Below are 20,342 nucleotides of genomic sequence, written 5' to 3'. Positions count from 1 at the left end.
GTGAGGAGACGCGATGTTGACCAGCCGTAACCTGCTCGAACATCTGGTGGCTTTCGACACCACCAGCCGCGAATCCAACCTGGCGCTGATCGATTTCTGCTGGCGCTACCTCAGCGGGCTGGGCGTGACCTGTGAACTGATGCACAACGCAGAACGCAGCAAGGCCAATCTCTATGCGCGGCTCGGGCCAGCCGGCAGCGGCGGGGTGATGCTATCGGGTCACAGCGATGTGGTGCCGGTTGATGGCCAGACGTGGACGGTGCCGCCGTTTGCGCTCACCGAACGTGACGGCAAGCTGTACGGACGCGGCACGGCAGACATGAAAGGCTTTCTCGCCTGCATGCTGGCTGCTGTGCCGCATTTTCTCGCCCAGCCGCTGCGTCAGCCGCTGCATCTGGCTATCTCCTATGACGAAGAGGTGGGTTGCCTCGGCGTGCGCTCGCTGGTGAAGGCGCTGGCGCAGCGCAGCGATCGACCGGCGATCTGCCTGATTGGCGAGCCGACAGAACTGCGTCCGGTGCTGGGCCACAAAGGCAAGCTGGCAATGCGCTGTGAAGTGCAGGGCGCGGCCTGCCACTCGGCGTACGCGCCGCAGGGCGTTAATGCGATTGAATACGCCGCGAAGCTGATCCAGCGCTTAACCGTCATCGGTGAACGTCTGGCGGTGCCGGATCGGCAGGATGCGCGCTTCGATCCGCCATTTACCACCGTGCAAACCGGGGTGATCCACGGCGGACGCGCGCTGAATATCGTGCCTGACGCCTGCAGTTTTGATTTCGAAGTACGCACGCTGCCGCAGGAGGATGCGCAGCAGGTGGCAGAGGAGCTGGTGGCGTATGCGCAGCAGACGCTGGAGCCGCAGATGCGCGCGGTGCAGCCCGCCAGCGCCATCCGCTTCTCGCCGCTCAGCGCCTATCCCGGGCTGGATACCGCCGCGCACAGTGCCGCGGCACAGCTGATTGCCCGGCTGAGCGGCAGCGACAGCTTCGGCACCGTAGCGTTTGGCACTGAAGGAGGACTGTTTGCCGCCGCCGGCATCCCCTGTGTGGTGTGCGGTCCCGGCAGTATGGAGCAGGGCCATAAGCCCGACGAATTTATCACCCTCGCACAGCTGGACGCCTGTGACAGCCTGTTACGCCGGCTGGCGACCTGGATGTGCGAATGAACCCGCGACGAGCCACCCCGTCCGAATCCGGAGATTGTATGGTCAGTGCAGAAGTAACCCCGTTTCCGCAGCCGCTGTCATCGGCACCGCATAAGGCCAACGTGGCGGTGCAGCTGGATGGCGTCCTGAAGCGCTTTGGTGATGCCATCGCGCTGCATAAAATTTCTCTCACCATCCACGAAGGTGAGTTCATTACGCTGCTCGGCCCGTCCGGCTGCGGCAAAACCACGCTGCTGAACCTGATGGCCGGCTTTGCCGAAGCCGACGGCGGTGAGATTTTTATCGATGGCGAACTGGTGACAGAAATCCCGCCCTATCAGCGCGAGATCGGCATCGTGTTTCAGAACTACGCGCTGTTTCCGCACATGACGGTGGAGAAAAATGTCGGCTACGGCTTGCGTATGCGCGGCGTGCCGAAAGCGGAGATCGCCGAGCGGGTCGGGCAGGCACTGGCGCTGGTGAAGCTGGCGGGTTACGGCCAGCGCAAGCCGCGTGAACTGTCCGGCGGGCAGCAGCAGCGCGTGGCGCTGGCACGCGCGCTGGTGATTCGTCCCAAAGTGTTGCTGCTGGATGAGCCGTTCTCCGCGCTGGACAAAAATTTGCGTTTATCCATGCAGGTCGAGCTGAAAGCGATTCAGCGCAAACTCGGCGTGACCACGGTCTTTGTTACCCACGATCAGGGCGAAGCGCTGAGCATGAGCGACCGCGTGGTAGTGATGTCGGCCGGTCACGTGCGCCAGATTGGGCCGCCGGATGAGATCTATCGCCGCCCGCAGGATCCGTTTGTCGCCAGCTTCGTTGGTGACGTGAATATTCTGCCGGGCCGCTACGCCGGCCGCGACACCAGCGCGCTGCTGGAGCTGGGCGGCAACACGCTGCGCCTGCCGGCCAAACGGGTGCAGGCCAGCGTCGGCGACCGGCTCGATGTGTATGTGCGTCCGGAAAATGTGCAGCTGGCGCCGCTCGGTCCGCAGGCGCTGCTCAGTGCCACGGTACTGACACACGTGTTTCAGGGCGATCACGTTGACGTGCACCTCGATATCCCGGCGCTCGGCAGTGCCTCACTGTTTGCCCGTCAGTCCGGACTGGAGGCGCTGACGCGCTGGCCGGTCGGCAGCGTGGTGGGGCTGACTTTTGATGATGAGGGCGTTTGTGCCTTCGCCAGCGACGCACAGGGTTAACGCATGACAACGGAAACCATGACGGCGATCATCGCCGCACAGCCGGGTGGTGCAGAGGTGCTGACTGCGGTGCAGCGTCCGGTGCCGCAGCCGGGACCGGGCGAAGTGTTGCTGCGCGTGGTCAGCGCAGGGGTTAACCGGCCTGATATTCTGCAGCGCAACGGCATGCCACCGCCGCCAGGCTGCAGCGATATCCTCGGGCTGGAAGCGGCGGGCGTCATCGTTGCGCTCGGCGCAGGCGTCAGCGAACTGCAGCCGGGCATGGCGGTGATGGCGCTGCTCAGCGGCGGCGGTTATGCACAATACTGCGTGGCGCGCGCCGACCTGTGCCTGCCGGTGCCGGACACGCTGCCGCTCAGCCACGCGGCGGGGTTTCCCGAAGCCGCGTTTACCGTCTGGCACAACCTGTTTGAGCTGGGCCGTCTGATGCCGGGCGACAGCGTGCTGATTCACGGCGCGGCCAGCGGCGTGGGCACGCTGGCGATCCAGTGCGCCCAGGCTTGTGGCGCACGGGTGATTGCCACCGCTGGCGGTGCGGAGAAAATTGCCGCGCTGCAGCAGCTGGGCGTCTGGCGCGCCATCGATCGCCATAGCGAAGATTTTGTGGCGGTGATTCAGACGCTGACCCGGGAACGCGGCGTGGATGTGGTGCTGGATAACGTCGGCGGCGACTACATTGCGCGCAACCTCAGTGTGCTGGCAGCGGGCGGGCGGCACGTCAGCCTCGCCTTTATGCAGCGGGCCACGGTGGAGATCGATTTACAGCTGATCATGCGCAAAGGCTTAAGCCTGACCTCTTCCACGCTGAGACCGAAAAGCGCGGCGGAAAAAGCGCGTCTGGCGCAGTGCGTGCGCGCCCATCTGCTGCCTTTACTGGCCGCCGGGCGCATCACGCCGCAGGTGCATCAGCGATTGCCACTGACGGCCGCCGCGCAGGCGCACCGCATCCTCGAAGCCAATGCCAATATCGGTAAAGTGCTGCTGCTGCCAGATGCGGAGGCTATGCCATGATGGAACTCTATTACGCCTCTACCTCGCCTTACGTGCGAAAAGTGATGGTGTGCGCCCGGCTGCTGGGTCTGGCGCCGGAGATCACCCTGCTGGCGTCGGCGGCGCACCCCATCGAGCGCGATGCGCGCATTGCCGCGTTTAATCCGCTGGCCAAAGTGCCGGCGCTGCGCACCGAACAGGGACTATGTTTATACGACAGCCGGGTGATCTGCGAATACCTTAACCAGCGCGCTGCGGGCCAGCTGCTGCCGACAGACGGCGAGGCACGCTGGCTGTGCCTCACGCGCCAGGCGCTGGGTGATGGGCTGCTGGACGCCGCGCTGCTGGCGCGCTACGAAACCAGCGCCCGCCCGCTGGAAAAGCAGTGGTCAGCGTGGCGCGATGCGCAGCTGACCAAAGTGGCGGCTGCGCTGGCGGCCATTGAGCAGCAGGCGGAGGCGTTCAGCCGCACGCCCGACGATCTCGGGTTGATCGCCATCGGCTGCGGATTGGGCTACCTCGACTTCCGTTTTGCTGAACTCAACTGGCGCGCCACGCATCCGCAGAGCGCCGCCTGGTTTGCCCTTTTTGACGCGCACCCGGCGATGGCCGCGACGCGCCCGCACCTGTAACGGAGCCGCCATGTCTCAGATTTTCTTTCTCAATGGGCCGAATGCCAATCTCTACGGCATGGATCGCCACGGTACCTACGGCAGCGACAGTTTCGCCAGCATCGGCGAGCGCTGTCAGCGGCGCGCCGACGCGCACGGCCTCAGGCTGCAGTTTCGTCAGAGCAATCATGAAGGGGTGCTGGTGGACTGGATTCAGGAAGCGCGCCAGCAGGCAAACGGGCTGATCATCAATGCCGCCGGGTTGTCGTATCGCTCGGTACCGATTCTGGATGCGCTGCTGATGTTTGATGGCCCGATCATCGAAGCGCACATGAGCAATCTCTGGCAGCGCGAGCCGTTTCGTCATCAGTCGCTGGTATCGAAAGCCGCCACCGGCGTGATCGCCGGGCTGGGCGCGCTGGGTTATGAACTGGCTATCGATGCGCTGGCGACGCTGCTTCAGGAGCCCAGCGCATGACGACTCTGGTGTTTTACAGCGAGTTCGACAGCTTTGAGGCGTGGTCGGCGCTGCTGGCACCGCAGTTACCGGATGTCGCTATCTGCCGTGCCGATCAGGTTGCGGATGCCGATAGCGTGCAGTTTGCGCTGGCGTGGAAGCCGCCGCGCGGCTTTTTTGCCCCGTATCGCCAGCTGAAATTGCTGGTGAATCTGGGCGCGGGCGTCGACTCGCTGGTAGGGCGCGACGACCTGCCTGACATCCCGATCGTCCGGCTATCGGACCCGGATATGGCGCGCATGATGGCCGGTTACGTGCTGTTTGCCGTGCTGCGTTACGCGCGTGACATACCGGCATTTGAGCGCGCACAGCGTGAACATCGCTGGCACTATCTGCATCCGCGCGAGCCGGCGTCGATTCGCGTGGGCGTGTTGGGGCTGGGCGAACTGGGTGCGTATGCGGCGCGCGAGCTGGCGCGTCAGGGCTTTGACGTGCGCGGCTGGTCGCGGTCGCCCAAAGCGCTGGACGGCATTCACTGCGTCAACGGTGCGCAGGCGCTGGATGCGTTTCTGTCCAGCAGCGACATTCTGGTGGTGATGCTGCCGCTCACGCCGGAAACTCACGGTTTGCTGGATGCGCAGCGTCTGGCGCGGTTGCCACCGGGCTGCGCGCTGATCAACGTGTCGCGCGGCGCGATTGTCGATCAGCCCGCGCTGACCGCGGCGCTGCAGAGCGGACAGATCGGGCACGCCACATTAGACGTGTTTGATCGCGAGCCGCTGCCGCCCGACGATGCGCTGTGGGGCATGGAGAATGTGCTGATTACGCCGCATCTGGCGTCGGTAGCGATCCCGGCCAGCGCCGCGCGTCAGGTGGCTGATAACATCCAGCGGGTGATGCGCGGCGAGCCGGTGCTCAACCAGGTGTTTCCCGCGCGGGGTTACTGAGCGCGTCAGGCGACGCGCACCACCTGCGGGTCGAAGTAGCTTGGCGCGGCCATGCCGGGAATGTATTGATCGGAGATGAACATGCGGCAGCGTTCGGCGAAGGCGTTGACCACCATCGACTGCTGCACGTGGGCCACCGTGGCGTATCCCAGCAACATCGGCCGGTTCACGCCGGCAAGGCGCACGCGGATCACCCGTTTGCCATCCTGCGACAGATTGGCTTTGGGCCGCACATTGGCGATGCCAAATCCCACGCCGTTGGCCACCATCGCGCGTACCACTTCCATATTGCCAGAGCGCATCACAATGTTGGGCGTGACGCCCGCTTCGCTAAACAGGCTGAGAAAATATTCGCGGCTCCATGGCATATCCAGCAGCACCATCGGCACCGTAGCGAGATCCTGAATGGTCACCGCAGACTGACTGGCAAACGGGTGATGTTCGCCGACCATCACATACGGCGGCAGCTGCGCCAGCGACTGAAACGCGATGTCGCTGGCCGGCACCAGATCGTAGGTCAGCGCGATATCGATATCGGCGGCGCGCAGCTGTTTCAGCAGCTGTTCATGATTGCCCTCCACCAGCGTGATGCGCACACCGGGGAAGGCGCGGCCAAAGCCAAATACCAGCTCCGGCGTCAGCATCGGGGCCAGCGTGTCGAGACAGCCGACGCGCAGCGGGCCGCGCACGTTGTTCAGCGACTCTGAGGCGATGGTATACAGATTCGACATCTGTTCCAGAATCAGCTTCGCCTCTTTTAATACCTGATGGCCAATGGCGGTGAGCGACACGCCCTGCGCGTGGTGGCGCACAAACAGCTGCACCCCCAGCTCGGATTCGATGTGAGTAATGGCGGCCGAGATCGACGGTGACGACACGTGAATACGTTCGGATGCGCCAATAATGCTGCCGGCTTCGCCGGACGCGACGAAGTATTCCAGCTGGCGCTGGGTGATGCGACTGAGCATGCAGATTCTCCTGGTGTCGCCAGCGCGATCTTGTCGCGCCGGCTTTTCTATTTACCCCTGTTTCCATGCATTTATCATGCCGGACAGCGAATAGCAGCATAATCCCCTGCCTGACGCTTCACGCCCATTCGCTTCTGCCTCACCAGGGCTTAAGAAAATCCGTTGCAAAGCAGCGACTTTTTTAGCGTCAGAAATTCCGATGCAACGGCGAGGAAAAGGCTGTTTTACCGCAGCAGCGGCCAGCGGCAGAATCGCTGTGACACCTGCTTTTCACTTTCGCACTGTTTTGGCGCAGCGCGCCGTGGCGAATCAACGGTGGTTCAGAGCAGCGATAACAGCCTTTTCATTCACTGGGGACAAAAATATGTTGCGTAAGATGTGTGCCTTAACGTTGTTAACCACGGGAATTCTGAGCGCAGGGAATGCCATGGCCGCCGACAAGCTGATTGTCAGCACCTGGGGCGGCAGCTTTAAAGATCTGATCGATCAAACCATCGCTAAAGAGTTCACCAAAGAGACCGGCGTCGAAGTGCAGTTCGTCACCGGCGGCACCATCGATCGCCTCAACAAAGCCAAACTGGCGGGCGGTTCGCCGGAAACTGACGTGACCTTTACCACCGCGCACGTCGGCTATCTGTATGCCAACAGCGGCCTGTTCGAGAAGCTCGACATGAGCAAAATCCCTAACGCGGTCAACCTGGTGCAGCAGGCGAAAGTCAGCCCGTATCACCTTGGCGTGTGGGGCTACGTCTACACCATTGGCTACCGTCCGGATTTGGTGCCGAAAGGGGAAACCTTCACCAGCTGGAACGACCTGTGGAAACCGGAGCTGAAAGGCACGCTGGCGCTGCCCGACTGGGATCCAAGCCACATCATCGCCGTGGCCGCCAAACTCTCCGGCAGCGATGCGGCGCACTGGCAGCAGGGCCAGGCGAAGCTGAAAGCGCTGATTCCTAACATCAAATCGTTCTACACCGATGATGCCAACAGCCAGCAGCTGATCTCCACCGGAGAAACGCCGGTGCAGGTGATGCTGTCGATGAACGCCTACAGCATGATTGCGGAAGGGGTCAACATCAAGCTGGCGATACCGAAAGAGGGCGCGATCCTCGGCGTGGATACCGTCGGCATCAATAAAGGCAGCAAACATACCGATCTGGCGTACAAGTTCATCAACATCGCGCTGAAACCGGAAATACAGCAGCAGGTGGCGAAGATCTATCGCGGTAGCCCCACGGTGACCAACGCGCATATCGATCCGGAGCTGGCGAAGCTGCCAGGTATGCTGACCACGCCGGCGCAGTGGAATGCCACCATCAATACCGATCCCCAACTGCGTGCGGAGAAAACTGCCGAGTGGCGTCAGTGGTTCTCTGAAAACATCATGTCTCACTGATTGTCCTGGTGCTGCGGCGGGGCGGGTGCCTCGCCGTAGCCGGTAACACCTATGCAGGCAGTAACGTCCATGACGAAAAAACCGACATTTTTACCCTGGTTCATTCTTCCCGCCACGCTGACCGCGATGGGGCTGGTCGTCGCGATGTTTGCGGTGATGCAGTTCAGCGTGCGCGCGTACATCCCCGGCTCGCTGGATGTCGGCGGCTTTACGCTGGCCAATTTCAGTGGCCTGTTCAAACGCATCTATGGCGACGCGTTTCTCAATACCGTGCTGCTCAGTGCCAAAACGGCCCTGTTTGGTTTGCTGATGAGTTACCCACTGGCCTATGCGCTGGTGCGCACCCGCACTGCGTGGATCAAATCCACCATTCTGATCATCGCGATTACTCCGCTGTTTCTGGGGGAAGTGGTGCGCACCTATTCGTGGATTATCGTGCTGGGTAATAGCGGCTTTCTTAATAGCCTGCTGCTGGCGCTGGGCATCATCAGCCAGCCGATCCAGTTTATGTTTACCCAGACCGGTGTGGTGGTCGCGCTGGTGCATGTCACCATGCCGATCATGGTGCTGATGCTGGCGACGGCGCTGTCACACATCAATCCGGACTACGAAAAAGCCGCCACCAGCCTTGGTGCCGGGCCGGTACGCGCGCTGCTGACGGTGACCATTCCGCTATCCATTCCCGGCATCATCGCCAGCCTGACCACCGCGTTTGCCTGGACCTTCAGCGCTTTCGCGACGCCCCAACTGATTGGCGGCGGGCGCGTCAGTACCGTGGCTACGCTGGTGTATCAGCTGGGCTTCTCCTCGATGAACTTCCCGTTTGCCGCAGCGCTGAGCATTGCTGGCCTGCTGCTGACCATTCTGCTGCTGCTGGCGCTGAAGCGCATGACGCGCTTCCTGCACGCCATGGGAGGGCACTGATATGACCCGTTCTCACAACGACAAACTGATTGCGCTGCTGGGTAAACTGCTGGTGATCGCCATTCTGGCGTTTGTCATGTTGCCCACCGTCGTGGTGTTTATCTCGTCGTTCAGCAGCACCTCCGTGCTGTTCTTCCCGCCGAAAGGCTGGTCGCTGCGCTGGTTTGAGCGGGCGCTGAGCTACGACGATTTTCGTCACGGCTTCTGGTCCGGACTGATTGTCACAGCATGGGCGTCAACGCTGGCGGTTGTCATCGGTGCCACGCTGGCGATTGCCATCGAGCGCTATCGCTTTCCCTGCAAACAGGTGCTGGAGAGCATTCTGCTGTCACCACTGTTTATTCCGCATTTCACCATTGGCCTCGGCCTGCTGATGCTGGTGTCGCAGCTCAACCTGGGACGCGGCTACGCGCTGGTGATTTTCTGCCACGTAGTGCTGGTGCTGCCGTTCGTGCTGCGCAGCGTCTATGTATCGTTGAAAAATCTCGAGCAGCGGATAGAACTGGCGGCGGCCAGCCTCGGCGCATCGCCGCTGCGCGTGGTATGGACCATTACCGTGCCGCTGATTCTGCCGGGCCTGTTTGGTGGCTGGCTGTTCGCCGCGATTCTCTCATTCAATGAATTTACCGCCTCGCTGTTTATTACCACCCAGGCGACGCAGACGCTGCCGGTGGCGATGTACAACTACGTGCGTGAATTTGCCGACCCGACGCTGGCGGCGCTGTCGGTTATTTATATTGTGGTGACCGCCGCGATGTTAATAATCGCCAATAAATTTTTCGGGCTGGGAAAAATATTAAACGTTGAGGCCGGGCATTAATTTCGCTGTGCCATCGGGCCGCCGTTAAACATGACAACCTGGTGTTAATCGCCAGCGGCGTAATATTTGCGCCGCGCTGGTGGCATGCCAACTATTCGGGGATGACCTATGTCAGTAGAAAAAATCAATACCGTGATTGTCGGAGCGGGCCAGGCGGGTATCGCCATGAGCGAACATCTGGCGCAGATGCAGATCCCGCACGTGGTGCTGGAGCGCAGCCGCATTGCCGAGCGCTGGCGCTCCGAACGCTGGGACTCGCTGGTGGCCAACGGCCCGGCGTGGCACGACCGCTTTCCTTCGCTGAAGTTTGATAACATTTCACCGGAGGCGTTTCCGCCGAAAGAGCGCATGGCGCAGTATTTCGAGGATTACGCAAAGATGCTCAACGCGCCGGTGCGCACCGGGGTTGAAGTACAGCAGGTGACGCGGCTGCCCGGACGCAGCGGCTTCCGGGTGGTGACGTCGGCGGGAGAATTCGACGCGGACAATGTGGTGGCTGCCACCGGGCCGTTTCAGAAACCCGCGTTCCCGGCCATTGTGCCTGAAGGCGCGGTGCCGCAGCAGATCCACTCATCGGCGTACAAAAATCCACAGCAGCTGGCGCCCGGTGCGGTGCTGGTTGTGGGTGCGGGTGCGTCCGGCACCCAGATTGCCGAAGAGCTGCGTCAGGCCGGCCGCGAGGTGTTTCTGTCGGTCGGTGAGCACTACCGCCCGCCACGCGCCTATCGCGACCGTGATTACTGCTGGTGGCTTGGCGCGCTGGGGCTGTGGGACGAAGTGAAAATCAAGCCGAAGAAACAGCACGTGGCCTTTGCCGTCAGCGGCTATGAAGGCGGTAAAACCGTGGATTTCCGCCGGCTGGCCCATATGGGCATTACGCTGGTCGGCATCACCGAGCGCTGGGATAACGGCGTGCTGCGCTTTGCGCCTGGGCTGGCAGAGAATATCGCCGAAGGTGACAGAGCCTATTTCGAGGTGCTGCGCGATGCGGATGCGTACATTGAGCGCAACGGGCTGGATTTACCGGCCGAGCCGCAGGCGTGGGAGCTGTTGCCGGATCCGGACTGCCTGTTAAATCCGCTGATGCAGCTGGACGTGCAGGCGGCGGGCATCAGCACCATTATCTGGGCCACCGGGTTTAAATTTGATTTCAGCTGGCTGCAGGTGGATGCCTTCGATGAACAGGGCCTGCCATTCCACAAGCGCGGTATTTCTGCCGAGCGCGGTATTTATTTCCTTGGCCTGCCCAATCTGGTCAACCGGGCGTCGTCGTTTATTTACGGCGTGTGGCACGATGCGAAATATATTGCCGACCACATCGCGCTGCAAAATGCCTATTCGGATTACGTAAAATCGTAATTATTTTCCAGGTGCGCATGAATGCGCACCCTACGGAAGATTCACAAAGCCCTCACGTACTGTTGTCTTGCAACCTTTGAATTAGCACGATAAATCGTGCCGCTACATCAGGTGCGGCTGGAAGGTGCAGTAATCACAACGCGCACAAACCGTAGCGGCGCAATTGATTGCGCATTGAGCAGCAGCGCAGCGGACAACCAGCACGATAAATCGTGCCGCTACACCAGGTGCGGCTGGAAGGTGCAGTAATCACAACGCGCACAAACCGTAGCGGCGCAATTTATTGCGCAACAGGCAGCAGTGCGATGGACAACCAGCACGATAAATCGTGCCGCTACAACAGGTGCGGCTGGAAGGTGCAGTATTCACAGCGCGCACAAACCGTAGCGGCGCAATTTATTGCGCAACAGGCAGCAGTGCGATGGACAACCAGCACGATAAATCGTGCCGCTACAACAGGTGCGGCTGGAAGGTGCAGTAATCACAACGCGCACAAACCGTAGCGGCGCAATTTATTGCGCATCGGGCAGCAGCGCAGCGGACAACTAGCACGATAAATCGTGCCGCTACACCAGGTGCGGTTGCAAGATGCAGTAATCACAACGCGCACAAACCGTAGCGGCGCAATTTATTGCGCAACAGGCAGCAGTGCGATGGACAACCAGCACGATAAATCGTGCCGCTACACCAGGTGCGGTTGCAAGGTGTAGAAAACACAGCGCGCACAAACCGTAGCGGCGCAATTTATTGCGCAACCTGACATAGCAATCATCAGATTCCAGATAAAAAAATGCCGATGGGCGATTGCTCGCGCACCGGCATCGGTTCGATTGACTCAGCGATGGCCTATTACAGCGCCATATCCTGCTTCGCGGACTCTTCGCGCGGTTTGGCCTGCGCAGGTGCCGACTGCTGATCGTCCATGTTAATCACTGGCGGTTTGGTCAGCTGCAGCACGGATGCGGTGTTATCCCATACCTGCTGGGTCAGCGCGGTGTTGCCGTTCAGCTTCTGGCCGAAGCTTGGCACGATAGCGCGGATCTTCTGCTGCCACTCCGGTGACGCGAACTGCTGCGGGAACAGCTTCTGCATCACGTTCAGGGTGATCGGTGCCGCGGTAGATGCACCCGGTGAAGCACCCAGCAGGGCCGCCACGGTTTTCTGCTGATCGGTCACGATTTCGGTACCCAGCTTCAGCACGCCGCCTTTCTCAGCATCTTTCTTGATGATCTGCACACGCTGGCCGGCCTGAATCAGTTTCCAGTCCTCTTTACGCGCGTTCGGGTAGTACTCTTTCAGCGCGGCAAAGCGGTCGTCATCGTTCAGCATCACCTGACCAATCAGGTATTTCACCAGGTCAAAGTTATCGATGCCCACGTGCGTCATCGGCATGAAGTTGCTGGTGGTGGTGGCGCTCAGCAGATCAAACAGCGAACCGTTCTTCAGGTATTTGGTTGAGAACGTGGCGAACGGCCCAAACAGCACCACTTTTTTACCGTCGAGGTTACGGGCATCAATGTGCGGTACCGACATTGGCGGTGCGCCTACGGAAGCCTGACCATATACTTTCTGCAGGTGACGGCTGGTGATTTCCGGGTTTTCGGTCATCAGGAACGAACCGCCCACCGGGAAACCGCCGTAGTTATCGGCTTCAGGAATACCGGTTTTTTGCAGCAGCTTGATCGCCGCACCGCCCGCGCCGATGAATACGTATTTCGCATCCACTTCACGGTTTGCGCCGCTCTTCACGTCTTTGATGGTGACGTGCCAGGAGTTGTCGCTGTTGCGTTTGAAATCGGTGACTTCAGAGGAAGTTTCCAGCTTGAAGTTCTGATCTTTCTGCAGGCTGCCGATCAGCTGACGGGTAATTTCACCGTAGTTCACATCGGTACCCACCGGCGTCCAGGTGGCGGCCACTTTTTGATTCGGATCGCGACCTTCCATTACCAGCGGTGCCCACTGCTCGATCTGCTTGTGATCGGTAGAGAACTTCATGCCCTGGAACAGGGTGGTTTTCTGCAGCGCCGCATAGCGCTTGGTCAGATATTCGACATTTTTGTCGCCCCAGACAAAGCTCATGTGCGGGGTGGAGTTGATGAACGAACGCGGATCGTGCAGCACGCCACGCTGTACCTGGCTGGTCAGGAACTGGCGGGTAATCATGAACGATTCATTGATTTCCAGCGCCTTGCTCACATCGATGGAACCGTCTGCACGCTCTGGCGTGTAGTTCAGCTCCATGTTGGCAGAGTGGCCAGTACCGGCGTTATTCCAGCCGTTGGAGGATTCCAGCGCGACGCCGTCGAGACGCTCAACCATCAGTTGTTTCCAGCCCGGTTGCAGCTCCTGCAGCCAGGTACCGAGCGAGGCGCTCATGATACCGCCGCCAATCAGCAGCACGTCGGTTTTTTCTGGTGCGTTCTCAGCGTGAACCGCTGAAGAGACAAGCAGTGCCGTCAGCGAAAGCGCGGACACAAGTTTTTTGGTCTGAGTCATGCCAGTCCTGTTTATTCTTTGCAGATGAACGTTAAAAATTCGGTTGGCAAATTAAAAGATTGTTACGAAAAGATTAACTTGTTTTTAGTTAATTAACTATTGATGGCAATTAATTAACTTTCATAAAAGCGGGATGGCGAAATAAACGGCAGGAATACAGCAGCAATGCGGGAAAAAGCAACAATATATCCGCTAACGGAGCGCGGTTATTATTTATAACCACGGGCACGACTTAGGTCAAATTAAATCCGCTGCCGCGATGACAAATCATGCACTATCACTGCACGGAGCGTGTTGATGATCTGACGCCGAATGGGTTTACCCTAAGGTCTCTGATGGCTTGTTTAACTTTCGCGTGGACATGAGCATGGCGGGCAAAACCCTGTATGAAAAGCTGATCGAACAGCATGTGGTACGTCACCTGGACGATGAGGGGCACGTGCTGCTCTACATCGACCGGTCAATCCTCAATGAATACACCAGCCCGCAGGCGTTTAGCGGTCTGCGCGACCGGTCGCGGCGCGTGCGCCATCCGGCCACCATTCTACTCAACGTTGACCACGTGAACCCGACGCGGCCGGTGCGCGATGCGGCGATGACCGACGCAGGCGGTCAGCTGCAGGTCGATTACTTCCGCAAAAATGCGGAGCACTTTGGCATTGAACTGTTTGACGTGCTCGACCCGCGACAGGGCATTGAACATGTGGTGGCGCACGAGCAGGGGCTGGTGATGCCGGGGATGGTGATTGCCGCCGGCGACAGCCATACCACCACTTACGGGGCGTTTGGCGCGCTGGGGTTTGGCATCGGCACCTCGGAAATCGAGCACCTGCTGGCGACACAGACATTGATTTATCGCACGCTGAAAACCATGCGCGTTGAAGTTACCGGCGAGCTGCCGTTTGGCTGCGCCGCCAAAGACATCGTGCTGGCGTTGATCGAACAGATTGGCGCATCCGGCGCTACGGGGTATGCGATTGAGTTTACCGGCAGCGCGATCGATGCGCTGAGCATGGAAGGGCGTATGACGCTGTGTAACATGGCAGTGGAAGCCGGTGCGCGCGGGGCGATTATCGCGCCGGATGACAAGGTCTACGCTTACATTGCCGGCAAACCGCAAATGCCGGTGGGCGAGCTGTGGCAGCAGGCGCTGGCCGAGTGGCGCACGTTGCGCAGCGATGATGATGCGGTATTTGAGCGGCAACTGACCATTGATTGCAGCGATCTGGAACCGAAAGTCACCTGGGGCATCAGCCCGGATCAGGCCTGCGCCATCAGCGGCCACGTGCCCAATCCGGCTGACGAACCCGATCTGGTGAAACAGCAGGCGATTAAAAATGCACTGCACTACATGGGGCTGCAGGCCGGCACGCCGCTGGCCGACATTGCCATCACCCACGCGTTTATCGGCTCCTGCACCAATGGGCGCATTGAAGATTTGCGCGCTGCGGCAGCAGTGATTGGCACCCGAAAAATCGCGCCGCACGTGCGCGGCATCATTGTTCCGGGCTCAACCCAGGTGCGGCAGCAGGCGGAGGCGGAAGGGCTGGCGGCCATCTTTATCGACGCCGGCTTCGAGTGGCGTCAGTCGGGCTGCTCGATGTGTCTGGCGATGAACGAAGATGTGCTGGCACCGGGCGATCGTTGCGCATCGGGCACCAATCGTAACTTTGCCGGCCGTCAGGGCGCGGGCGCGCGCACTCACTTAATGAGTCCGGCGATGGTCGCCGCCGCTGCGCTGGCGGGCCATCTGGTTGATGTTCGTCACTATCTGCAATCCGGGGTTTAATATGCAAGCTTTCACTACCATCACCGGCAAGCTGGCACCGCTGCCGGCTGCTAACATCGATACCGATGTGATTATGCCCAAGCAGTTTCTCAAAGGCATTGACCGGCAGGGGCTGGATCGCGGCGTGTTCTTTGACCTGCGCTTTCTGGCCGACGGTGCACCAAACCCTGATTTCATCCTCAATCAGCCGGGCTGGCAGAACGCGACGTTTTTGCTGGTCGGCGCCAACTTTGGCTGTGGCTCCAGCCGCGAACATGCAGTGTGGGGGCTGAATCAGCTGGGCATCCGCGCGATTATCGGCACCAGCTTCGCCGGCATTTTTGACGACAACTGCCAGCGTAACGGCGTGCTGACGCTGAGCCTGAGCGAGGCGGATTATCAGCGTCTGAGCGCGGTGGCCGCCGATGCGCAGCGCAACACCATCAGCGTATCGCTGGAGCAGCAAACCATTCGGTTCGCGGATGAAGTGATTCACTTTACGGTCAGTGCCCTGAAGCGCGAGATGCTGATCGGTGGCGGCAGCGCGGTAGACTGGACGCTGCAATATGAAGCAGATATCCGCCAGTTTGAAGCGCAGCACTTTGCGCAGCGCCCGTGGCTGCAGCGCACCAGGGAGCAACCATGAGTAAGATTATCGACCGCGGCCCGTCGCCGTTTATCGCCGGTTTTACCCTGCAGGATGTGACGCTGGATAATGGCGTTACGCTACGCGTGGCCAGCGGCGGCAAGGGCACGCCTTTGCTGATGCTGCACGGCCATCCGCAAAATCATCTGGCCTGGCGTAAAATCGCACCACAGCTGGCGCAGCACTATCAGGTGATCCTGCCGGATTTGCGCGGCTACGGTGCCAGCGACAAGCCCGCCAGTGACGCTGAACATCTGCCGTATGCCAAACGCAGCATGGCGCAGGATATCAGCCAGCTGATCGACGCGCTCGGCCTGCAGCGCGTGGCGTTTGTCGGCCACGATCGCGGCGGGCGCGTCGGGCACCGGCTGGCGCTCGATCACCCGGAGAAAGTCAGCTGCTGCGTGTTTGTCGATATCGCACCCACTGCCACCATGTACGCGCTGACCGATCAGGCGTTCGCCACGCGCTATTTCTGGTGGTTCTTCCTGATTCAGCCGCACCCGCTGCCGGAGACCATGATTGGTCACGATCCGGCGTTCTTTTTGCGTAAACACATTGATGGCCAGCTGAAAACGCCGGGTGCGACCGAAGCGGCGATATTCGAAGATTATCTGCGCTGCTATCGGGATCCGGCGATGATCCACGCAGTATGTGAAGATTATCGCGCCGCCGCCAGCATCGATTTGCAACACGATGCCGCTGACAGCGACCGGCGCATTGCCTGCCCGCTGTTACTGCTATGGGGCGAAAAGGGCACGGTCGGTCAGCTGTATGATGTGGTGCACACCTGGCAGGACAAGGCGCTGCGGGTGCAGGGCGAGGCGTTACCGTGCGGCCATTCACCGCAGGAAGAGGTGCCAGAGCGGTTTCTGCACTCGCTTCAGCGCTTCCTGGGATCTGTGTTATAACCACGTGGCGTTCACTCACCATGTGCTGTTATGAAAATACTGCTTGCCGGAAAAAGTTATCAGAAGCCGTTACAGGGTTGGCCGTCGATTGAAGACCTGTACGTGTTTATCAGCGTGGCGCGGCATGACGGTTTCGGCCGCGCGGCGATTGAGCTGGGTCAGTCACCGTCTTACATCAGTAAACGCATCGCCATTCTGGAAAAACAGCTGGAGACGCGGCTGTTTTTCCGCACTAACCGCGTGATGCGCCTGACGCCGGAAGGTGAAAAAGCGCTGGAGGGCGCGCTGCAGGTAGTGCAGGAAATGGATGGCTTTCTCAATAATTTCCGTCAGTGGCGCGGCGAGCTGACCGGGGAAATTACCGTCGGCTGCTCATTTGGTTTCGGTCAGGACTATTTATCGGATGCGGTTTCGGCATTTATTCACCAGCATCCGTCGCTGAATATTAAACTGATGCTAAGCGATCGGGCATTCGACCTGCTACAGAGCGGCACGGATGTGGAAATCTGCGTTGGCGACGATCTCAATCCTTCCTATATTGCCCGCCGGCTGATTGCCAACCGGCGCATTTTATGTGCCGCGCCGGCGTATTTATCCCGCGCCGGTATGCCAGCCTCGCTGGATGCGTTAATTCATCACAGCTGTCTGATCATTAATGAACGCGATAATTCATTTGGAAACTGGGCATTGACCAATGGCGAGCAGCAGGTATTGTGTCGCCTGAACAGCCATTACTCTTCCAATAGCGGCAAGGTGATTCTGCACTGGGCGTTGCAGGGGCATGGTATTGCGCTGCGTTCAGCGTGGGATGTGGCGCCGTATCTGGCGACGGGCGAGCTGGTGGCGGTATTACCGCAGTGGTATCAGGAAGCCAATATCTGGGCGGTGTATACGCAACGCGCCGCAGAATCGCAGCGTATTAAAGTTTTTCTCGATTTTCTCGCCGCCTATTTTAATGAAAAAAGCCTGCCGGAAATGACGGGCAGGCCATAAACAGAAAAACGCGTTAATCCCGGCATCAGCCGTAAGCCACCTTGTCATTGATGTGATAAAGCGTGGCGGTGGCAGCCATCACGTGCTGGCCGTCGTGGCCCGGCTCATGCGATTCAACGTCGGTGATGTGATAACCGACGGCTCCAGCCGCCTGGGCTTTTTTCACAATGGCGTCTGTTAACTCTTCCATTGACGTGGCCCAGCTTACTGAGGTCACACCTGCCGGATGGATTGAGGATAATTCGCGGTGCGTCAAATCGGCGCGAATTAAAACCGGTTTAACATTTTGCGGCGTAAAAATGGAAATCACATCGTTAATTAACGCTTTCATGGTCTTACTCCTCAAAAATAACAACAGAGCCGGAAGTGAATTAACCGATCCTGAGATCGTTGTTTATTGGTTTATACATTCCGGCAAAGCGCACGGTGAATCATCATGCCGGTAGGGTTAATAAACACCTTTTGAGGTTATGCGTTTTAGCTTTAATTGCTAATCAGATGTTAAGAAAAGTTCCGCCACAACTCCGGTAATGTTTCGCTAATATTTTTTCATCTGCTTACATTTGCCATTAAAAAAGTCGCTGCATCATGTGCAGGCAAATCCGGCCATCCGTGGCCCTGCGGCTTAAAATTCGCGCTGGCCGCCCAGTTCGATCACCCGATTGGGCGGAATATGAAATTGCTCATGGGCGCGCAGCGCGTTGCGCTGGCAGAAGTGAAAAATCCCGCCGCGCACCCGCGCCAGGCCGCGGCGTTTTTTCATCACCAGCGTATCGTGCGCGGTAAAAAATGACGCTTCATTCACCGTGCAGCCAAAACCTTCCAGTCCGCACAGATGCAGAATCTCGGCCATCGACGGCACTTCACGCCAGCCGTAGGCGGCAGTGACCTGCCAGAACGACGGCGACAATTGCGTAATGCTAATGCGCTGCTGGTTATAGACGCGCGGCGTGTCGGTGGTGCGGATATGCAACAGCACCACGCGGCGGTGCAGCACGCGGTTGTGCTTGAGGTTGTGCAACAGTGCCTGGGGAATTTCAAACTCCTTGCGCGCGAGGAAGATGGCGGTGCCCTCGACGCGGTTCGGCGGATTGCTCTCCAGCGATTTCACCAGCGCCAGTAAACCGTCATGATCGTTATTCAAACGGCGAATCAGGCGGTTACGCTCGCTGCTCCAGATCAGCATCAATCCCATCATGGTCAGCGCCAGCAGCACCGGCACCCAGCCGCCGGACAGCAGTTTCATCAGGTTGGCGATGAACAGCGGCACGTCGACCACCAGCATACACAGCAGGAACAATAGCGCCAGCGGCAGCGGCCAGCGCCAGTTACGCAGCGCCACCACGCCCGCCAGACACGCAGTGATCACCATGGTGCCGGTCACTACGATGCCGTATGCCGAGGACAACGCCGACGACTGACGGAAAACCAGCACAATCAGCATCACGGCGGTGAACAGCAGCCAGTTAACCACCGGAATGTAAATCTGCCCGGACTCGGTATGCGAGGTAAAGATGATGCGCATCGGCGGTAAAAAGCCCTGGCGAATGGCCTGATGCGTCAGGGTATAGACACCGGAAATCACCGCCTGCGCCGCGATGACCGTGGCCAGCGTTGACAGCACAATCAGCGGAATCTGCGCCCAGCCGGGAGCCAGGTTAAAGAACGGATTGTTCAGCGCCTGCGCATCGGCGATCACCAGCGCGCCCTGGCCGAAGTAATTCAGTATCAGCGCCGGCATGGCGATCACCAGCCAGGCGAGACGAATCGGCGCTTTGCCCAGGTGGCCCATATCCGCATACAGCGCTTCCGCGCCGGTCACCGCCAGCACCACCATGCCCATCGCCGCGAGCGAGAGCGCTTTGTGGCTGAGCAGGAAGGTCAGCGCATAGGACGGACTGAGCGCGTGCAGCACTTCCGGGTTGAGCAGAATACCGCGTATGCCAAGTGCGCCGATGGCCACAAACCAGACAAACATCACCGGGCCAAACACCCGGCTGACCTTTTCCGTGCCGTGTTTCTGAATAATGAACAGCAGCGCGAGAATGGTGAGCGCCAGCGGCACCACATATTTTTCCAGCCCGGGCGAGACCACCTGAATCCCTTCGATGGCCGACAGCACCGAGATGGCTGGAGTGATCACGCCATCACCATAGAAAAATGCGCCGCCAATCAGACCGGCCAGCACGATGATATGACCGGCTTTGCGGCCAACGTTGCGGCGAGCCAGCGACATCAGGGTGAGAATGCCGCCTTCGCCGTCGTGGTCGGCGCGCATCACGAAGCAGACATATTTCAACGTGACGATGAGCGTCAGCGCCCAGAAGATCAGCGACAGAAAGCCCATCACCGCCAGCGCCGACGGCGCGCCGTCCGGCAAAATCGACAGACACTCTTTCAGGGTATACAGCGGGCTGGTACCGATATCACCAAACACGATGCCGGCGGCGGCCAGCATGCCAGCAGGCAGAGACTGTTTCTCTGATTGACTCATACATTTCCTGTTTTTTCAGGGAGAAAGGGCGAGCGCCATCAACCGCACTGGCGTGTCGCAATCACCCACTTTTATGCTGGCGAAGATAGCGTTTCAGCGGCGTAATCGGTAGGGGGTGGCGTTTTTTTGTACACGATTTTTATACCAATCGGCCAAATTTTTACGCCATTTTTACACCGCTGCGGCTTTTTCAACCTGAAGTGTAGACGATTCAGA

18 protein-coding genes are annotated in these 20,342 nt (G+C 59.4%); 14 read left to right on the top strand and 4 right to left on the bottom strand.

The annotated features are described in order from the left end of the window. Positions 1–13: 13 nt before the first annotated feature. The 6 genes from argE to OXR61_RS20475 are packed head-to-tail and all read left to right on the top strand — an operon-like array spanning position 14 to position 5,351. Positions 14–1,165 (top strand): acetylornithine deacetylase, encoded by a 1,152-nt coding sequence (gene argE, locus OXR61_RS20500; RefSeq protein ID WP_021509499.1) that lies wholly within the window; start codon positions 14–16, stop codon positions 1,163–1,165. Positions 1,166–1,203: 38 nt separating this feature from the next. Beyond that, positions 1,204–2,346: an ABC transporter ATP-binding protein gene (locus OXR61_RS20495; RefSeq protein WP_021509498.1), complete on the top strand. Its 1,143-nt coding sequence runs from the start codon at positions 1,204–1,206 to the stop codon at positions 2,344–2,346. A 3-nt stretch (positions 2,347–2,349) separates the two neighbouring features. After that, positions 2,350–3,357, top strand: coding sequence for an NAD(P)H-quinone oxidoreductase (locus tag OXR61_RS20490; RefSeq protein ID WP_021509497.1), 1,008 nt, complete (start codon positions 2,350–2,352; stop codon positions 3,355–3,357). After that, positions 3,354–3,968, top strand: a complete 615-nt coding sequence (locus tag OXR61_RS20485; RefSeq protein ID WP_021509496.1) for a glutathione S-transferase N-terminal domain-containing protein — start codon at positions 3,354–3,356, stop codon at positions 3,966–3,968. Before OXR61_RS20490 ends, OXR61_RS20485 begins: the two co-directional genes overlap by 4 nt. A gap of 10 nt (positions 3,969–3,978) precedes the next feature. Continuing rightward, a complete protein-coding gene (locus OXR61_RS20480) occupies positions 3,979–4,425 on the top strand; it encodes a type II 3-dehydroquinate dehydratase (RefSeq protein ID WP_021509495.1) in 447 nt (148 codons plus the stop codon). Continuing rightward, positions 4,422–5,351: a glyoxylate/hydroxypyruvate reductase A gene (locus OXR61_RS20475; protein WP_021509494.1), complete on the top strand. Its 930-nt coding sequence runs from the start codon at positions 4,422–4,424 to the stop codon at positions 5,349–5,351. Before OXR61_RS20480 ends, OXR61_RS20475 begins: the two co-directional genes overlap by 4 nt. 5 nt (positions 5,352–5,356) lie before the next feature. Here the strand turns inward: OXR61_RS20475 and OXR61_RS20470 are convergent, their stop codons facing one another. Further along, positions 5,357–6,319 (bottom strand): LysR family transcriptional regulator, encoded by a 963-nt coding sequence (locus OXR61_RS20470; protein ID WP_021509493.1) that lies wholly within the window; start codon positions 6,317–6,319, stop codon positions 5,357–5,359. 364 nt (positions 6,320–6,683) lie between these two features. Here OXR61_RS20470 and OXR61_RS20465 point away from each other — a divergent pair, with 364 nt between their 5' ends. The 4 genes from OXR61_RS20465 (at position 6,684) to OXR61_RS20450 (ending at position 10,818) form a co-directional block, all read left to right on the top strand. Continuing rightward, entirely contained in the window at positions 6,684–7,715 is a 1,032-nt protein-coding gene (locus tag OXR61_RS20465) for an ABC transporter substrate-binding protein (protein WP_031280105.1), read from the top strand. Between the two features lie 69 nt (positions 7,716–7,784). After that, positions 7,785–8,639 (top strand): ABC transporter permease, encoded by an 855-nt coding sequence (locus OXR61_RS20460; RefSeq protein WP_021509491.1) that lies wholly within the window; start codon positions 7,785–7,787, stop codon positions 8,637–8,639. Position 8,640: 1 nt separating this feature from the next. Then, positions 8,641–9,459 (top strand): ABC transporter permease, encoded by an 819-nt coding sequence (locus OXR61_RS20455; RefSeq protein ID WP_021509490.1) that lies wholly within the window; start codon positions 8,641–8,643, stop codon positions 9,457–9,459. Between the two features lie 108 nt (positions 9,460–9,567). Beyond that, positions 9,568–10,818, top strand: coding sequence for an NAD(P)/FAD-dependent oxidoreductase (locus tag OXR61_RS20450; protein WP_021509489.1), 1,251 nt, complete (start codon positions 9,568–9,570; stop codon positions 10,816–10,818). A gap of 849 nt (positions 10,819–11,667) precedes the next feature. Here OXR61_RS20450 and mqo read toward each other — a convergent pair. Then, the gene (mqo, locus tag OXR61_RS20445; RefSeq protein ID WP_021509488.1) at positions 11,668–13,314 is read right to left on the bottom strand and encodes a malate dehydrogenase (quinone); all 1,647 of its coding nucleotides are present in this window, start codon (positions 13,312–13,314) and stop codon (positions 11,668–11,670) included. A gap of 367 nt (positions 13,315–13,681) precedes the next feature. Between mqo and leuC the strand changes: the two genes are divergently transcribed. The 4 genes from leuC to OXR61_RS20425 are packed head-to-tail and all read left to right on the top strand — an operon-like array spanning position 13,682 to position 17,632. After that, positions 13,682–15,103, top strand: a complete 1,422-nt coding sequence (gene leuC, locus OXR61_RS20440; protein ID WP_241798511.1) for a 3-isopropylmalate dehydratase large subunit — start codon at positions 13,682–13,684, stop codon at positions 15,101–15,103. A 1-nt stretch (position 15,104) separates the two neighbouring features. Further along, positions 15,105–15,728 (top strand): 3-isopropylmalate dehydratase small subunit, encoded by a 624-nt coding sequence (leuD, locus tag OXR61_RS20435; protein WP_021509486.1) that lies wholly within the window; start codon positions 15,105–15,107, stop codon positions 15,726–15,728. After that, on the top strand, positions 15,725–16,639 hold the full coding sequence (locus tag OXR61_RS20430; protein ID WP_021509485.1) for an alpha/beta hydrolase: 915 nt from the start codon (positions 15,725–15,727) through the stop codon (positions 16,637–16,639). Before leuD ends, OXR61_RS20430 begins: the two co-directional genes overlap by 4 nt. A 30-nt stretch (positions 16,640–16,669) precedes the next feature. Further along, a complete protein-coding gene (locus OXR61_RS20425; protein ID WP_021509484.1) occupies positions 16,670–17,632 on the top strand; it encodes a LysR family transcriptional regulator in 963 nt (320 codons plus the stop codon). A 25-nt stretch (positions 17,633–17,657) separates the two neighbouring features. Here OXR61_RS20425 and OXR61_RS20420 read toward each other — a convergent pair whose 3' ends face one another. Next, positions 17,658–17,963 carry a DUF1471 domain-containing protein gene (locus tag OXR61_RS20420; protein ID WP_021509483.1) on the bottom strand — a complete coding sequence of 102 codons (306 nt, stop codon included), beginning with the start codon at positions 17,961–17,963 and terminating at the stop codon, positions 17,658–17,660. 294 nt (positions 17,964–18,257) lie between these two features. Beyond that, complete coding sequence (gene kup / locus OXR61_RS20415) at positions 18,258–20,126, bottom strand: low affinity potassium transporter Kup (protein WP_021509482.1); 1,869 nt, start codon at positions 20,124–20,126, stop codon at positions 18,258–18,260. Positions 20,127–20,342 lie beyond the last annotated feature (216 nt).

It is taken from the genome of Pantoea sp. GM_Pan_4 (assembly GCF_026541005.1).
Taxonomy (GTDB): domain Bacteria; phylum Pseudomonadota; class Gammaproteobacteria; order Enterobacterales; family Enterobacteriaceae; genus Pantoea; species Pantoea dispersa.
Note: the sequence above shows the minus strand (reverse complement) of the source record. Positions and strands in the feature narration are given on the sequence as shown.

Coding starts and splice junctions, on each gene's coding strand:
- OXR61_RS20490 (WP_021509497.1), top strand. CDS start 2,350: ATGACAACGGAAACCATGACGGCGATCATCGCCGCACAGCCGGGTGGT.
- argE (WP_021509499.1), top strand. CDS start 14: ATGTTGACCAGCCGTAACCTGCTCGAACATCTGGTGGCTTTCGACACC.
- OXR61_RS20450 (WP_021509489.1), top strand. CDS start 9,568: ATGTCAGTAGAAAAAATCAATACCGTGATTGTCGGAGCGGGCCAGGCG.
- OXR61_RS20475 (WP_021509494.1), top strand. CDS start 4,422: ATGACGACTCTGGTGTTTTACAGCGAGTTCGACAGCTTTGAGGCGTGG.
- OXR61_RS20485 (WP_021509496.1), top strand. CDS start 3,354: ATGATGGAACTCTATTACGCCTCTACCTCGCCTTACGTGCGAAAAGTG.
- OXR61_RS20430 (WP_021509485.1), top strand. CDS start 15,725: ATGAGTAAGATTATCGACCGCGGCCCGTCGCCGTTTATCGCCGGTTTT.
- leuD (WP_021509486.1), top strand. CDS start 15,105: ATGCAAGCTTTCACTACCATCACCGGCAAGCTGGCACCGCTGCCGGCT.
- OXR61_RS20460 (WP_021509491.1), top strand. CDS start 7,785: ATGACGAAAAAACCGACATTTTTACCCTGGTTCATTCTTCCCGCCACG.
- OXR61_RS20495 (WP_021509498.1), top strand. CDS start 1,204: ATGGTCAGTGCAGAAGTAACCCCGTTTCCGCAGCCGCTGTCATCGGCA.
- OXR61_RS20470 (WP_021509493.1), bottom strand. CDS start 6,319: ATGCTCAGTCGCATCACCCAGCGCCAGCTGGAATACTTCGTCGCGTCC.
- OXR61_RS20480 (WP_021509495.1), top strand. CDS start 3,979: ATGTCTCAGATTTTCTTTCTCAATGGGCCGAATGCCAATCTCTACGGC.
- OXR61_RS20425 (WP_021509484.1), top strand. CDS start 16,670: ATGAAAATACTGCTTGCCGGAAAAAGTTATCAGAAGCCGTTACAGGGT.
- OXR61_RS20455 (WP_021509490.1), top strand. CDS start 8,641: ATGACCCGTTCTCACAACGACAAACTGATTGCGCTGCTGGGTAAACTG.
- kup (WP_021509482.1), bottom strand. CDS start 20,126: ATGAGTCAATCAGAGAAACAGTCTCTGCCTGCTGGCATGCTGGCCGCC.
- OXR61_RS20465 (WP_031280105.1), top strand. CDS start 6,684: ATGTTGCGTAAGATGTGTGCCTTAACGTTGTTAACCACGGGAATTCTG.
- mqo (WP_021509488.1), bottom strand. CDS start 13,314: ATGACTCAGACCAAAAAACTTGTGTCCGCGCTTTCGCTGACGGCACTG.
- leuC (WP_241798511.1), top strand. CDS start 13,682: ATGGCGGGCAAAACCCTGTATGAAAAGCTGATCGAACAGCATGTGGTA.
- OXR61_RS20420 (WP_021509483.1), bottom strand. CDS start 17,963: ATGAAAGCGTTAATTAACGATGTGATTTCCATTTTTACGCCGCAAAAT.